The sequence below is a fragment of the Microbulbifer sp. ALW1 genome, from assembly GCF_009903625.1.
In the GTDB taxonomy this organism is placed as follows: domain Bacteria; phylum Pseudomonadota; class Gammaproteobacteria; order Pseudomonadales; family Cellvibrionaceae; genus Microbulbifer.
Map to the genome: position 1 here is coordinate 2,809,426 of NZ_CP047569.1, position 14,769 is coordinate 2,824,194.

Below are 14,769 nucleotides of genomic sequence, written 5' to 3' on the forward strand. Positions count from 1 at the left end.
GGGCGCACCAGGGCCTCAATGGATCGAGGCTCAATCGCTAAAGCCAAAAGCTAGCGTCAGCAAGCAAGGATGTGACCTGTGGAGTTTGCCAAGCTTCAGCCGGATTTACAGCAGTGGATTCGCGATGCTGTCACCAACGGCCAGCAACTGTCGGTGATGATGGATGCCTTGTTAAAGGCCGGATATCAGCCCGCCATTTCCCAAGCGGTAGAGCAATGTATTGCCGATTACGGCATTTCTTCGCAGCGGCCTGTTTCCCCATTGACACCATCCAATGACTCTCATACCAGTAAATCTCGTACCAGTGATTCTAGCTCCGGTGAAAGTCGCACCATTGGCACGAATCCACAGGTGGATGCCGGAAGTCGCTTCCGATTTTTCAACCCGGCCAAAAACGGTATTGATCTCGGTGATCGTCAGGTGGAGATTTTACTGGCGCTCAAGCACCCAAACGTTGTGTTAATTGGCAATCTTCTTTCGGATGCGGAATGCGATGGGTTGATTGCCATGTCGCGCTCGCAGTTAACGCCGTCCCGGGTGGTTAACTCCGAACGCGGTACCTATGACCTGGGGCAGGCGCGCACCAGTGCCGGTACTTACTTCAAACGGGCGGAAAATCCGCTGATTGCGGGCATCGAGTCCCGCATTTCCCGCTTGCTGGGGGTGCCGGAGAGTCGTGGCGAGCCGCTGCAGATACTGCACTACCAAGCCGGAGCCGAGTACCGCCCGCACTACGACTTTTTCAACCCCGAAAGACCCGGAAACAAAGGTGTGCTCTCAATGGGCGGACAGCGGGTTGGCACTTTGATCATGTACCTGAATAGCGTAGAGGCTGGCGGTTCCACAGTCTTCCCCAGGGTGGGGTTGGATGTGCTGCCGAAAAAGGGCTGTGGCCTGTTTTTCTCCTACGCCAATGAACAGGGTGATCTCGACCACCAGACCTTGCATGCTGGCAGCCCGGTGATCAGTGGTGAAAAGTGGATTGCGACCAAATGGCTGCGGGTGCACGATTACGTCAGCTCGTCCACCTGATCGGGATAACTTCTAATCGAAACTTCTAATCAAAGCTTCTGACCGAGATAAATTCGGCGCATTTGCTAGGCTGGATACAGTCCGTTCGCTATAGCTACGAGCCATGTTTTCGATTTCTCTGTCGCCGATATTTCCTACTCCAGGTGTTCTCAGCGGTCTGCCCGGCCTTGAATGGGCGCAGACGCTACCGACCGACCCTGAGAAGGCAAAAGAGCTTGCCGACGCCTTGGAGCTTGCCAAGGTGCCGCCATCTTCCTTTTCAAATGTGGTGGAAGTAGTCTCTGCCTCGCTGGTGAATATCTGGGATGGCTTCCTCGGGCATATTCCGTTCTTCATCGCCAGCGTGCTGATGCTGTTGCTCACCTGGGTGATCGCCACCATTGCCGGGAAGTTCACCCGTCGCTTTGCGAAAAAAACCACCCAGCGTCCGTCACTCCAGGACCTGTTGGTTCGACTGACCAAAATTTTTATCTGGCTACTCGGCCTGCTGTTTACCGCGATGGTGTTGTTTCCCGGACTGACACCTGCGAAGGCCCTGGGGGGGCTGGGGTTGCTTTCGGTTGCCGTCGGCTTGGCATTCAAAGACATGTTTGAAAACTTCTTTGCCGGTATTTTGATTTTATGGCGTTTCCCGTTTGAAGCCGGCGATGTGATCAAATGCGAAAATGTGCACGGCAGGGTGGAAGCGGTAGAGGTGCGCAATACGACGATCCGGCGAACGACCGGGGAGCTGGTGATCGTTCCTAACCTGTTTCTGTTCAAAAACCCCTGTGAAATCCTCACGGATCGTAACAAGCGGCGTATCACCATCATTGCCGGTGTCGCCTACGGGGAAGATCTCAGTGCAGCGGTCGACATCATCGAGCAGGCCGTGAGCGGGTGTAAAACGGTGCGGGATGACGAGCCGATCCAGATATTTCCCCAAGGGTTTGGCGATAGCAGTATCGATATTGAAGTGACCTGGTGGGCAGGGTCCACCCCCCTGGAAGAGAGGCGCTCCAGAGGGGAGGTGGTCACTGCAGTGAAGAAGGCGTTAGACGACGCGGGTATTGAGATTCCATTCCCTTATCGCACGCTGACCTTCAAGGAGCCACTGCCCATCGTGGGTGATCTGGGGCGTGAGTAACGCTAACGCCGCAGTGGAGTCGTCGTGATTACAGTGTGCTGTCGGGCTGATTTTCCGGACGCGCCTTTTCAAAGGCGGGCAGGGCGGCACAGGCTTTGGCGATACGGGCAATGTGTGGGTAGTTGCTGATGTCCATGCCAAAGCGCTCGGCATTGTAGATTTGCGGGATCAGGCAGCACTCGAACAGGCCCGGATTATCGCCTCCTGCAAAGGCGCTGCCGAGGGCGGTGAGCTGGGCTTCCAGCGCCTGAAAACCGCCGTCGATCCAGTGCTGGATCCACGCGACTTTTTGCTCGTCACTGGCGCCCAATTCAGATTGCAGGTATTTGAGCACCCTAAGATTTTGTATTGGCTGAATGTCACAGGCCAGGTTGTAAGCCAGAGCGCGCACTCGTGCCCGGGCCAGGGCATCTTTGGGCAGCAGGGCGGGTTCGGGGTGCTGCTCATCCAACCATTCCAGAATGGCGAGGGACTGGGTGAAAATGTGCCCGGCATCGATCAGCGCCGGTACCAGCCCCTGGGGGTTGAGTTTGCGGTACTGCGCTTCCCGCTGCTCTCCTTTTAGTAGGTTCACCGGGTGATATTCGTACGCCAGCCCCTTTAAATTGAGAGCGATTCTTACCCGGTAGCTGGCAGAAGAGCGAAAATAGCCGTGCAGCTCCATATCCATTGATTCCTGTCTGGTTGATCTCGATCCGTTGTTGCGGTGCCACAGCTGGTAGGCGCATGCTCGGGAAGTTAATAGGCTTGGGGGGAATCGGCGCAAATTATTTGCGTGAAAACCTACGCAAGCTGACAAAAATGGCGCCAAACCTCGTATAATCTTCGGCCGATTTCGTCTGAGCACACTCCGGCCTGATCCCGGCCGCTCCCACCCTGATGTATACCTGATATATAACGGTCGGTGGCTGCCGAGCCCGAAACTGCCAAAAAATTCCTGCGGCAGTGGTTACATTTGAAACCAATTTTAGTTACATTTGAAACCTGGTACAACCCCGTTCCTCAGCAGGTGAATGAACCGCAATGACAACAACAGACAAGACACCACGAGATGCTGCGCCCGCAGAAGGGGATTTCGCCAATCCTATGGATGCGGTGCGCCCGGACGATTTGCGGTTGGAAAAATTCCTGCCGTATCGGTTGTCGGTGCTTTCCAACCGAGTGAGCAATGCAATTGCCCACGCCTATGGTGCGCGGTTCGATCTCACCATTCCCGCCTGGCGCGTGATGGCGATCCTGGGGCGCTTCCCCAACCTGTCCGCGGCAGACCTGGTGGAGCAGACGGCAATGGACAAAGTTGCCATCAGTCGCGCGGTTTCGATCCTGATCAGGAACGATTACATCACCCGCAGTGAAGACCTGGCTGACCGTCGCCGCCAGGTGTTGAACCTGTCGGATCTGGGCCGCGACGTCTACGAGCGCATCGTGCCGCTGGCGCAGCAGTACGAGAATGATTTGATGGGTTCTCTCTCGGCGGAAGAGCGTGGTCAGCTGGACAATATTATTGAAAAGCTGATGGCGCGCGCCCAGGACTGGGTGAATCGCGGCCTGATCGATTAATCTGCCTGATTGATCTGTATGTGACGGCGAATCGCCAAACACTGCGCTACCCACGACGAATAATCCCGATGACCAACAATTTACCAGGCGGTGTATCGGCCCCCTTCAAGGGCCGATAGGGGCCCTCACTGGCCAGCAAAGACAGTGACACCGCCGATTAATTATCAGGAGTTTCCATGTTTGACCACCTGAACAGCCTACCCGCGGATCCGATCCTCGGCCTTCTGGCTACTTACCGCAGTGACGAGAACCCCAGCAAAATTGACCTGGGCGTTGGCGTCTACAAAGATGAGGCGGGCCATACCCCGGTATTGCAGGCAGTAAAAGAAGCGGAAACCCGCCTGCTGCAAAGCGAAGAGACCAAGGCGTACATCGGTCCGGCGGGCACGCCAGGATTCAATACTGCCATGCAGGAACTGGTACTTGGTGCTGGCCATACCGCATTGCTGGCGAATCGCGTGCGCTCGGCGCAAACCCCCGGTGGTTGCGGCGCTCTCAGAGTGCTGGCGGAGTTCACCAATCGCGCCAAAGAGGGCGCGACCATTTGGGTGAGCGACCCTACCTGGGCGAACCATGTGCCCTTGCTGGGTAATGCCGGTCTGCAGATCAAGAGTTATCCCTATTACGATCGCGCGACCAGCAGCCTGAAGTTTGATGCCATGGTCGAAACCTTGAAGCAGGTAGGTGAGGGCGACCTGGTGCTGTTCCATGCCTGCTGTCACAACCCCTGTGGTGCGGATCTCAGCCGTGAACAGTGGAAGGTGCTGGCAGAGATGGCTCAGAAGCAGGGCTTCACCCCTTTCATTGATATGGCCTACCAGGGCTTTGGTGAAAGCCTGGACGCAGACGCCTACGGTCTGCGCCTGATGGCCGAGTCGGTGCCGGAAATGCTGGTTGCCGCCTCCTGCTCCAAGAACTTTGGTTTGTACCGTGAGCGCGTTGGCCTGGCGATGGTTATCTACAGCGATGCCGCGGCGGCGGATCGTGGTCAGAGCCAGCTGTTGAATGTGGTGCGTGGAAACTACTCCATGCCGCCCAACCACGGCGGCGCTATTGTTGAGTCCATTTTGACCGACGCCAGTCTACGGGCAAACTGGGAAGCCGAGCTGACGGAAATGCGTGAGCGTATCAATAGCCTGCGCTCCGGTTTGGTAGAGAGTCTGCAAAGTGCCGGTGCGGCCGGTGATTTCAGCTTCATCCAACAGCAGAAGGGTATGTTTTCTTTCCTGGGAATTAACCCGGAGCAGGTGCAGAAGCTGCAGCAGAAGTATTCCATTTATATGGTAGATTCGAGCCGTATCAGTATTGCCGGCTTGAGCCAGAACAACATGGCTTACTTCTGTCAGTCGGTGGCGGAAGTACTGGAAAGCTGATCGATTTCCCCGGTGAAGGCCGGGGCTGTTTGGAAACGCCCGCAGCGCTAACTAAAGTGCGCTGGGGGTGCTGTGTTTGAATTGTGTTGTCGAGCCGAAAATGGAAATTGAGGTAGAAGTCCCCGTGCCTGAATCTGTAGTAAACCCCTGGGATCCCGCCAGCTGGCGCAAGCTGCCGGCGCACCAGCAGCCCAAATACCAATCTGCCAGCGAAGTCGAGTCTGTGGAGCAGCAGCTGGCAGGTTATCCACCTCTGGTATTTGCGCAGGAGGCGCGCGAATTGCGTCGCCAGTTGGCAGAAGTTGCCCAGGGCAAAGCGTTTTTACTGCAGGGCGGGGACTGCGCCGAATCCTTTGCAGACTTCAATGCAAACAGTATTCGCGACACCTTTAAAGTGCTATTGCAGATGGCGGTGGTGCTGACTTTTGCCGGCAATTTACCGGTGGTCAAGGTTGCGCGCATGGCTGGCCAGTATGCCAAACCTCGCTCGGCCGATATGGAATCCGTGGGCGGCATAGAATTGCCGAGCTACCGTGGGGACATCATCAACGGTATCGACTTTACCTCTGAAGCCCGCGTACCGGATCCGCAGCGGATGCTGACTGCCTACAATCAGTCCGCGGCCACCCTCAACCTGCTGCGCGCCTTTGCCCAGGGCGGGCTTGCGGATCTCCATCAGGTGCACGCCTGGAACCTCAGTTTCCTGGAGAATAACCCGCAGCGCGATCGCTACTCGCAACTGGCCGAGCGTCTGCAGGATGCACTGGAATTTATGGCCGTTTGCGGCGTCAATTCCAGTAACACCCCGGCGATTCGTGAAACGACGCTTTATACCTCCCACGAGGCGCTGCTGCTGAACTACGAGCAGGCGTTGACCCGCACCGATAGCCTCACCGGAAAGTGGTATGACTGTTCCGCGCATATGCTCTGGATCGGTGAGCGCACTCGCCAGCTGGATGCGGCCCACGTAGAGTTTCTGGCGGGCGTTTGGAACCCGGTCGGGGTCAAGGTCGGGCCGGGTATGGCCACCGATGAGCTGCTTCGCCTGATCGATCGACTGAACCCGAACAACGAGCCCGGGCGTTTGACGCTGATTACCCGCATGGGTGCAGATACCCTGGGTGAAAAACTACCGGCACTGGTGCGTGCGGTAGAGAGGGAAGGGCGCTCAGTGGTGTGGAGCACCGACCCGATGCACGGCAATACCGAGAAGGCTTCCAGTGGTTATAAAACCCGGAACTTCGATAATATCCTGCGGGAAATTCGCGACTTTTTTGCGGTGCACCGAGCGGAAGGCAGTCACCCGGGAGGGATTCACCTGGAGATGACCGGGCAACATGTTACCGAGTGTACCGGCGGGGCCTGGAAAATTTCCGACGCCGATTTGGCCAGTTGCTATCGCACTCAGTGTGACCCGCGCTTGAATGCAGATCAGGTGCTGGAGCTCGCCTTCTGTATTTCTGAAATGCTGCGGGATGGCCGCAACGGAACCGCCCGGAATTAAATTAAGAGCAGTCAAAAGGAGATTGGGATGTTTCAGCTTTTTATCGGCAATAAAAATTATTCGTCCTGGTCTCTGCGCCCCTGGCTGCTGGCCACCCAGCTGCAAATTCCGTTTGAGGAGCAGCTGGTGCCGTTTGATGAAGGCGGTAGTTGGCAGAAATTCCGCAAATTCTCGCCCACCGGGCTGGTGCCTTGTCTGGTCGATGGGGAAGTGACGGTGTGGGACTCCCTCGCCATTGCTGAATACCTCTACGAAACTTATCCGGCGGTCTGGCCGCAAGATAAAACTGCCAGAGCCTGGGCGCGTAGTGCCGCCGCAGAAATGCATGCGGGCTTCTTTGCGCTGCGCAATCAGTGCAGTATGAACTGCGGTGTCACCATATCGCTGCACCAAGTGGACAGTGCGCTGCAGAGAGATCTGGATCGCCTGGATGAGCTCTGGCGGCAAGGGTTAGACCGGTTCGGCGGTCCCTATTTGGCAGGGGAGGCATTCACTGCGGTCGATGCTTTTTTTGCGCCGGTGGCGATTCGTTTGCAGGGGTATCAGTTGGCCCTCAGCGAAACAGCGATGGAGTACTGTCAAAGGCTGCTAGACCTTCCGGCCATGCAATCCTGGATCCGTGCGGCACTTGTGGAACCCTGGCGCGAAACTGAGCACGAGATGGAGCTGCAGGCCTTTGGTGCCATTGTGGAAGATCGACGGGCGCGCTGACACAGCGCGCCGCCAATTACTTGCCGGCATCTATTTTCATTTCACTCCAGTGCATTTTGCACGCTGTACTAATCATTGCCCACCGTAGTCATCGCTCGCAGTAGTCAATTTCCCTGCCTGTAACGGTATTCGGTATGGCGCTGTGTATATATTGGAGGGTGAAACTAACCACTTAATAAGCCGTTATCAAATGTTGGTGGTCAGTCATCCGCACAACTTCCTCCTGCCTGTTAGACAGGAGAGGGGGAATCTCCTGCGAAGTTTTTACTTTGCCGGACAAAATCGCGGCTTTGACGGCACCTCGTGGCGGTAGCTGCCACCCCGGGGTACACTCCGGACGGTCAAAATTTTAACAATTATGCAAATAAAGAGGATCGAGCCGATGCGTCAAACTCTGATCGCTATGTCCATCGCTGCCGCCCTGGCAACCATGGCCGGTTGCAGCAAAGAGCCCGAGCAAGTGCAGGCTGCAAAGCCCGCTAGTGAACAGTCCGCGGCTGCCGCTGCGATGCCAAGCGGGGATGTTGCCAAAAGCAATCCACTGCTGGCGAAATGGGCAGGTCCTTATGGCGGTGTTCCCGCATTCGACAAAATGAGCGTGAAGGATCTGAAGTCAGCGCTCGAATTTGGCATGGCCCAGAACCTCTCGGAAATTGACGCTATTGCCAACAACCCGGAAGCGCCCACTTTCGCTAACACCATCGAAGAAATGGAGCGCAGCGGCAAGGCTCTGGGGCAGGTGTTCACCTATTGGGGTATCTGGAGCGGCAATATGTCTTCTCCGGAATTCCGCGCGGTACAGGGTGAAATGGCACCCAAGCTGGCGGATTTCAGTTCCAAAATCATCCAGAACGACAAATTGTTCCAGCGTGTGAAAGCGGTATATGACGCACGCAATGATTCCGGGCTGGATGCGGAACAGAAGCGGGTGGTAGAGCTGACCTACGACGAGTTTGCCACCAATGGCGCAACCCTCTCCGGTGATGCCAAGGTGCGTTACGCGGCCATCAACAAGCGCCTCGCAGAGTTGCACACCAAGTTTGCCAACAACGTTCTGGCGGATGAGGAAGGCTATGACATGTTCCTGCGTAGCGATCAGCTGGCAGGCCTGCCGGAGTCTTTCGTCAAGGCAGCTGCAGCCCTGGCGGAAGAGAAAGGCCAAAAAGGTAATTACGCGATTACCAATACGCGCTCTTCCATGGATCCTTTCCTGACCTATTCAGAAAATCGCGCACTGCGTGAGAAGGTTTGGACCAATTACTACAGCCGTGGTGACAATGGTGACGAGCACGATAACAACGCGATCATCGCCGAGATTCTGCAGTTGCGGGATGAGCGTGTAGGCCTGTTGGGCTTTGAAAATTACGCCCAGTGGCGCCTGCAGAACCGCATGGCGAAAAACCCTCAGCGCGCGATTGAATTGATGGAAGCCGTTTGGCCGGCTGCCGTTGCCCGTGTTCACGAAGAAGTGGCGGACATGCAGGCAGTGGCTGATGCGGAGAAAGCGGGGATCAAAATCGAGCCGTGGGATTATCGCTTCTACGCCGAGAAAGTGCGCAAGGCCAAATACGACCTGAATTCTGATGAGGTGAAGCAGTACCTGCAGCTCGACAATCTGCGTGAAGGTATGTTTTACGTTGCGGGTGAACTGTTCAATTTCAAATTTACTCCGGTAAAAGAAGGTTCAGTGCCCGTTTTCCACGAAGACGTCAAGGTTTGGGAAGTTACGGACAAAACCAGCGGTGAGCACATCGGTCTCTGGTATCTGGATCCGTTCGCTCGCGCTGGCAAGCGTTCCGGTGCCTGGGCCAGCATGTATCGGGATCACACCACCTTTGATGGTAAAGAAACCGTATTGGCTTCCAACAACTCCAACTTCATCAAAGGTGCTCCGGGTGAGCCGGTTCTGGTGAGTTGGGACGACGCGGAAACCTTCTTCCATGAATTTGGCCACGCGCTGCACTTCCTGGCGTCCAATGTTACCTATCCAACACTGAATGGCGGCGTGCGTGACTACACCGAGTTCCAGTCTCAGTTGCTGGAGCGCTGGTTGAGCACCGACCCGATCATCGATAACTATCTGGTGCACTATAAGACTGGTGAGTCGATTCCTGCTGAACTGGTGGCCAAGATCAAAAAGGCGGCCAATTTCAATCAGGGATTTGCGACTACCGAGTACCTGGCTTCGGCGCTGGTGGATATGAAGCTGCACACCACCGATCCCAAAGGCATTGACCCGGACAAGTTCGAGCGTGAAACCCTGAACAAGCTGGGGATGCCATCGGAGCTGGTAATGCGCCACCGCACTCCGCACTTCGGGCATATCTTTTCTGGAGAAGGTTATTCTGCTGGCTACTACGGCTATATGTGGGCAGACGTCTTGACCTCAGACGCCTCTGAAGCCTTTGCGGAAGCTGAAGGCGGTTTCTACGATAAGGAAGTGGCCGGGAAACTGGTTAAATACCTGTTTGCGCCTCGCAATGCCATTGACCCGGCAGACGCCTATCGCCTGTTCCGGGGCCGCGATGCGGGCATTGAGCCGCTGATGCGTGACCGTGGTTTCCCTGTCCCCGGTGAAGCCAAAGAGGCCACGGCCGCTGCTGGAAACTAAGCTTGTAGCGGATCAATCGCCGGTATAAGTACCCAAAGAAAAGGCCGCGCTGTTACGCAGTGCGGCCTTTTTTTATTTGTGCGCGAACCGCGAGAATTTCACTAAGCTTCTGGATGACTTTGAAACGTCGTGATTGCACAAGTTCGCAACCCGAAACGGACGGTCAGGGTTGCAGGGCGTGATCGGGAGAGGACGATGGCGAAATGGTTGGTGGTAGCAGGCGGTGCACTGGTGGTCATCGGTGTGCTGCTGCACTTTTTTCCGAACTTGTTCAGTTGGTTTGGGCGGCTGCCCGGGGACATTCGTATTGAGTCTGAACGTTCCCGGGTGTATTTCCCCATCACTTCGATGATTATTCTCAGTGTGGTTCTGAGCCTGATACTCAGTTTCCTAAGGCGTTAGGCCGACTTACTTTTCCAGCAGTTGATCCAGTGGCAGTTCGGTGCGGTAGCGCACCTGCTTGAGAGAAAAGCTGCTCTTGATGTGGTCGATCCCCGGAAGTTCGGTCAGCTTCTTGTCCAGAAACTCTTGGTAGGCGTGCAGGTTTGGCACCACTACCCGTAAAAGATAATCAAAATCCCCGGTCATCAAATAGCATTCCATTACCTCTGGCCATTGGCCAATCGTGGATTCGAAATGCTGCAATTCTTTCTTTACCTGGTGGTTCAGCGTGACCTGGATAAACACGCTTACCGGTAAGCCAACTTTATCTGGTTCCAGCAGGGTCACCGCGCGCTTGATAAAGCCCTGTTCATGCAGGTTCTTTACGCGCCGGGAGCAGGGGGAGGGGGACAGGCAGACCTTTTCCGCCAGCTCAATATTGGGAATGGTCGCGTCCTGCTGAAGGATTTCCAGAATATGTTTGTCGATGGCGTCCAGCAAATAGGCCATAGTGTTACCCGGTGTTCCTGATTGTCTTTTTCAGAATGCCAAATATGCACCCCTGTCTCTTTACGGCTGCCTGCAAGTGGCAGTATCTGGCTCTTTTCCAGCGCTGCACTAGGGTACCGCAAGTGACTCAATTTGGTCATTGGTTCACTTGCGCTCAGAGGGGGGTGTCCTCCACAGAGACCTTGCGGCAGGAATTGATAAAGATTCTCAACCTTCCGGCTCTAGCGCTTAATTATTGCAGAAAAGGAATCCCAAGTGGTGAATTCTTTCTGCCTTGCGTCTCTTCAGTAGTGAATTTGGTATGACCTGCTCGTCGGTCCGGTGATAGTTTACGGAAAACAAAAAAACATCACCGAATCCGCCAAGTTGCCACCTGAATATCCGTGGTCCTGCCGGATTCCGGCACAGCGAGAAGGGCCCCACCATGGCGATGGTTGAATCGGATCAGGAACTGGGTTTTGACCGGGAGTACTCCCTCAAGGCCGCATTTACCCGGGACTCGGGTCGTGTTTTTCTCACAGGTATCGATGCCCTGGTGCGCCTGCCGTTGATGCAGAAGCGTCTGGATGAACAGGCTGGCCTGAATACCGCCGGCTTCATCTCCGGCTACCGGGGTTCCCCGTTGGGCGGTTACGACCAGACACTCTGGCGCCACAAGCAGCTGCTTGCCGAGCGCGATATCCACTTTGAGCCGGGCATCAACGAAGATTTGGGAGCCACCAATATCTGGGGCACCCAGCTGCTGGACCATTACCGCCAGCAGGCCACCCGGGATGGCGTTTTTTCCATCTGGTACGGCAAGGGCCACGGGGTGGATCGCAGTGCCGATGTTTTCCGTCAGGCCAATATTCAGGGTACCTCCAAACTGGGTGGTGTCCTGGCGTTGTGTGGCGACGACCACACGGCCGAATCCTCCATGTTCTCCCACAATACCGACCAGATTTTCGAGTCGGTCATGATGCCGCTGCTGTTCCCGGCCACCATTGATGAATACCTGACCCTCGGCCTTGCAGGTATCGCACTGTCGCGTTTCTCTGGCCTCTGGGTGGGCTTTAAAACCATTACTGAAACGGTGGAATCCGGTGCATCCATTCTGGTGCCGGAATTGCCGCAGTTCGTATTGCCGGAATCTTTCCCGATTCCGGCTCATGGCCTCAATTACGACCCGCACCTGAACTGGCCCGCCGAGCGTATGGAATATGAGCGCCGCATGCTGGAAGAGCGCCTGCCTGCCGCCAAGGCGTTCGCTTATGCCAACGGCCTAGACAAGACCCTTGTGGCGGCACCGCAAAAACGTTTTGGCATCGTTACGGTCGGTAAGGCGCACGGCGATCTACTGGAAGCATTGAAGCTCCTGGACCTGAGTGAGCAGGATCTGCTGGATGCCGGTATCTCCATCCATAAAGTCGCCATGAGCTGGCCGCTGGAGCCCCGGGGCATGGGCGAATTCGCCCAGGGGATGGAGCGCATTCTGGTGGTGGAAGAAAAGCGCCCGCTGGTAGAAGACCAGATGAAGAACCTGTTCTACGGCTGGGCGGACAGTGCGCGCCCGAAAGTGGTGGGCAAGAAAGATCTCGACGGCAACGATTTGCTGCCGGCGATCTGGGGATTTGGCCCGGATCAGGTAGCCAAAGCCATCACCCGCTGGTTGGCGGACACCGAACTGGCCGCAAGGCTGATTCCGTTGGCGGAACAACTGGGTAGCAACACTCCGGAAAAGGCCACAGGCCTGCTGGCCCGCGAGCCCATCTTCTGTGCCGGCTGCCCCCACAACAGCTCCACCAAATTACCGGAGGGCAGCACCGGCAGCGCCGGGATCGGCTGCCACATCATGGCCCTGGGCAAAGGGCTGCGCACCGATACTTACTCGCATATGGGCGGTGAGGGCGCGCACTGGGTGGGTTTGCACCGCTTCTCCAGCGATAAGCACATTTTCCAGAATATGGGCGATGGCACTTACAACCATTCTGGCCTGCTGGCGATCCGTCAGGCCGTCGCCAGCAAAATCAATATTACTTACAAGATACTGCTGAACGATGCTGTCGCCATGACCGGTGGCCAGCCCGCGGATGGCGAGGTCACAGTGCCATCGCTGTCCCGGCAGTTGCTGGCCGAAGGGGTAGGGCAGGTTTGCCTGGTTAGTGAGAACCCGGATCACTGGCGCAATCACCGCGACCAGTTGCCCGCCGCCCTGCAGATTTTCCATCGGGATGAACTGGATGCAGTGCAGCGCACATTGCGCGATACCGCCGGGGTTACGGCGATTATTTACGAGCAGGTGTGCGCGGCAGAGAAGCGCCGCCGACGCAAAAAAGGGCAGATGGTCGACCCGGCCAAGCGCCTGCTGATCAACCACCGGGTATGTGAGGGTTGTGGCGATTGCAGCGTGCAGTCCAGCTGTATTGCCGTTGAGCCACTGGAAACCGAATTTGGCCGCAAGCGCCAGGTAAACCAGTCCAGTTGCAACAAAGACATGCGCTGTGCCGATGGCTTCTGCCCGAGCTTTGTGGCGATTGAAGGCGGTGAATTGAAAAAGCCGGAGTTGCAGACCCTGGCCGAAGCTATCGATCAGGCGAGCCGGAATTTACCGGCCGCGCCCAAGCCCCAGCTGGAGCAGCCCCTGAATATTCTGGTGGCGGGTATCGGTGGCAGCGGGGTATTAACCGTGGCGGCACTCCTTGGCATGGCAGCGCACCTGGAAGAAAAAGGCAGCACCACGCTGTATTTCACCGGTCTTTCGCAGAAGAACGGTGCCGTAGTTGCCCATGTGAAAGTGGGCAACCGTCCTCAGGATATTACCACTGCACGTATCCGCGATGGTTCCGCAGACCTGTTGCTGGGCTGCGACATGGTTACTGCCGCGGGACAGCGCAATAAGTTTTCCAGCGGAAAAATGCAGGCACTGGTGAATACCGCAGAAGTGCCGGTCGCCGCTTTTGTACGCAACAACGAACTGGCATTCCCCGCGGATGCGACCGCAGAAAGCATCCAGTCGATCGCCGGGAATTACTTCGCATTTGATGCCAACCGCTACGCAGAATCACTTTTCGGCGATACCGTGGCGGCCAACCTGATGATGTTGGGCTATGCCTGTCAGCAGGGCCTGCTACCGGTGTCTCAAAGCGCACTGGAGCGCGCGGTGGAGTTGAATGGTGTGGCCGTGGAGAACAACCTGCGCGCCTTCCGTGCCGGCCGCCTGCTGGCAGAAAACCCCGCAGCGATCGAACAGCTCACAACACCGGTACAGGTAGTGAATTTCATTACGCCAACCGAGAACACCGAGCAGCTGATTACCCGGTTGGCCAAGGAGCTGACGGAGTACCAGAGCGCGAGTTACGCTCGTCAGTTCACCACGGCGATTGCCGGGTTGCAGCAGGCAGAAAGCCGTCTGCCGGCGAATGATGGCAGTCTGGCCCGGACAGCGGCCACCAGCCTGTTCAAGGCGATGGCCTATAAAGACGAATACGAGGTGGCGCGCCTGTACAGCGGCGAGGCGTTCAAGCGTCAGTTACGGGATACCTTTAGCGGTGATTACAAAATCAAATTCCTGATGGCACCGCCGTTGATCGCACGTCCGGATGCCAGCGGCAAAATCCGCAAGATTGCGCTGGGTCCCTGGATGGCGAAGCTGCTGCCGGTACTGGCGAAAGGCAAAGCGCTGCGCGGCACCGTGTTGGATGTGTTTGGCTACACCGCAGAGCGCCGTGAAGAGCGGCGCTGGGCCCGTGAAGTAAAGGCGACTATTGATGCGGTGGCACAATCACTGAATAGTGCCAATGTCGAGATGGCCGCAGAACTCCTTGCGTTACCACAGCAGGTGCGTGGGTACGGCCACGTGCGCGCGGAGAAAATGGCTGCGGTCAAGCCGCGCTGGGAGTTGCTCCGCCAGCATTTCGCGGGGGGCGGTGATCGTTTTTCCGGTGGTTTGCTTCCGGCGCGAGGCTAACCCGTAGAAGAACGC

11 protein-coding genes are annotated in these 14,769 nt (G+C 56.5%); 9 read left to right on the forward strand and 2 right to left on the reverse strand.

The window, feature by feature from the left end:
• Window positions 1–78: 78 nt before the first annotated feature.
• Together GRX76_RS11685 and GRX76_RS11690 are read left to right on the forward strand one after the other, a co-directional pair.
• A complete protein-coding gene (locus GRX76_RS11685; protein WP_160153477.1) occupies window positions 79–1,032 on the forward strand; it encodes a 2OG-Fe(II) oxygenase in 954 nt (317 codons plus the stop codon).
• 103 nt (window positions 1,033–1,135) lie between these two features.
• Window positions 1,136–2,158, forward strand: coding sequence for a mechanosensitive ion channel family protein (locus GRX76_RS11690; protein WP_160153478.1), 1,023 nt, complete (start codon window positions 1,136–1,138; stop codon window positions 2,156–2,158).
• A gap of 28 nt (window positions 2,159–2,186) precedes the next feature.
• Here the strand turns inward: GRX76_RS11690 and maiA are convergent, their stop codons facing one another.
• Entirely contained in the window at window positions 2,187–2,828 is a 642-nt protein-coding gene (gene maiA / locus GRX76_RS11695; protein ID WP_236250332.1) for a maleylacetoacetate isomerase, read from the reverse strand.
• Window positions 2,829–3,181: 353 nt separating this feature from the next.
• Between maiA and GRX76_RS11700 the strand changes: the two genes are divergently transcribed.
• The 6 genes from GRX76_RS11700 to GRX76_RS11725 all read left to right on the forward strand — a co-directional run bounded on the left by GRX76_RS11700 (window position 3,182) and on the right by GRX76_RS11725 (window position 10,319).
• Window positions 3,182–3,718: a MarR family winged helix-turn-helix transcriptional regulator gene (locus tag GRX76_RS11700; RefSeq protein ID WP_236250333.1), complete on the forward strand. Its 537-nt coding sequence runs from the start codon at window positions 3,182–3,184 to the stop codon at window positions 3,716–3,718.
• Window positions 3,719–3,894: 176 nt separating this feature from the next.
• Window positions 3,895–5,091, forward strand: a complete 1,197-nt coding sequence (locus GRX76_RS11705; RefSeq protein WP_160153480.1) for an amino acid aminotransferase — start codon at window positions 3,895–3,897, stop codon at window positions 5,089–5,091.
• A gap of 100 nt (window positions 5,092–5,191) precedes the next feature.
• Window positions 5,192–6,595, forward strand: coding sequence for a class II 3-deoxy-7-phosphoheptulonate synthase (locus GRX76_RS11710; RefSeq protein WP_160153481.1), 1,404 nt, complete (start codon window positions 5,192–5,194; stop codon window positions 6,593–6,595).
• A gap of 27 nt (window positions 6,596–6,622) precedes the next feature.
• Complete coding sequence (locus GRX76_RS11715) at window positions 6,623–7,306, forward strand: glutathione S-transferase family protein (protein ID WP_160153482.1); 684 nt, start codon at window positions 6,623–6,625, stop codon at window positions 7,304–7,306.
• 382 nt (window positions 7,307–7,688) lie between these two features.
• Window positions 7,689–9,917 (forward strand): M3 family metallopeptidase, encoded by a 2,229-nt coding sequence (locus GRX76_RS11720; RefSeq protein WP_160153483.1) that lies wholly within the window; start codon window positions 7,689–7,691, stop codon window positions 9,915–9,917.
• 195 nt (window positions 9,918–10,112) lie between these two features.
• Window positions 10,113–10,319 carry a DUF2905 domain-containing protein gene (locus tag GRX76_RS11725; RefSeq protein ID WP_160153484.1) on the forward strand — a complete coding sequence of 69 codons (207 nt, stop codon included), beginning with the start codon at window positions 10,113–10,115 and terminating at the stop codon, window positions 10,317–10,319.
• Between the two features lie 6 nt (window positions 10,320–10,325).
• Here the strand turns inward: GRX76_RS11725 and GRX76_RS11730 are convergent, their stop codons facing one another.
• Window positions 10,326–10,808 (reverse strand): Lrp/AsnC family transcriptional regulator, encoded by a 483-nt coding sequence (locus tag GRX76_RS11730; RefSeq protein WP_160153485.1) that lies wholly within the window; start codon window positions 10,806–10,808, stop codon window positions 10,326–10,328.
• A gap of 424 nt (window positions 10,809–11,232) precedes the next feature.
• Between GRX76_RS11730 and GRX76_RS11735 the strand changes: the two genes are divergently transcribed.
• The gene (locus GRX76_RS11735; RefSeq protein ID WP_160153486.1) at window positions 11,233–14,754 is read left to right on the forward strand and encodes an indolepyruvate ferredoxin oxidoreductase family protein; all 3,522 of its coding nucleotides are present in this window, start codon (window positions 11,233–11,235) and stop codon (window positions 14,752–14,754) included.
• The last annotated feature ends 15 nt before the right edge of the window (window positions 14,755–14,769 follow it).

Excerpts from the sequence above, each read along its gene's own strand:
- GRX76_RS11690 (WP_160153478.1), top strand. The coding sequence starts at position 1,136 with ATGTTTTCGATTTCTCTGTCGCCGATATTTCCTACTCCAGGTGTTCTC.
- GRX76_RS11725 (WP_160153484.1), top strand. The coding sequence starts at position 10,113 with ATGGCGAAATGGTTGGTGGTAGCAGGCGGTGCACTGGTGGTCATCGGT.
- maiA (WP_236250332.1), bottom strand. The coding sequence starts at position 2,828 with ATGGATATGGAGCTGCACGGCTATTTTCGCTCTTCTGCCAGCTACCGG.
- GRX76_RS11715 (WP_160153482.1), top strand. The coding sequence starts at position 6,623 with ATGTTTCAGCTTTTTATCGGCAATAAAAATTATTCGTCCTGGTCTCTG.
- GRX76_RS11700 (WP_236250333.1), top strand. The coding sequence starts at position 3,182 with ATGACAACAACAGACAAGACACCACGAGATGCTGCGCCCGCAGAAGGG.
- GRX76_RS11705 (WP_160153480.1), top strand. The coding sequence starts at position 3,895 with ATGTTTGACCACCTGAACAGCCTACCCGCGGATCCGATCCTCGGCCTT.
- GRX76_RS11710 (WP_160153481.1), top strand. The coding sequence starts at position 5,192 with ATGGAAATTGAGGTAGAAGTCCCCGTGCCTGAATCTGTAGTAAACCCC.
- GRX76_RS11720 (WP_160153483.1), top strand. The coding sequence starts at position 7,689 with ATGCGTCAAACTCTGATCGCTATGTCCATCGCTGCCGCCCTGGCAACC.
- GRX76_RS11730 (WP_160153485.1), bottom strand. The coding sequence starts at position 10,808 with ATGGCCTATTTGCTGGACGCCATCGACAAACATATTCTGGAAATCCTT.
- GRX76_RS11735 (WP_160153486.1), top strand. The coding sequence starts at position 11,233 with ATGGCGATGGTTGAATCGGATCAGGAACTGGGTTTTGACCGGGAGTAC.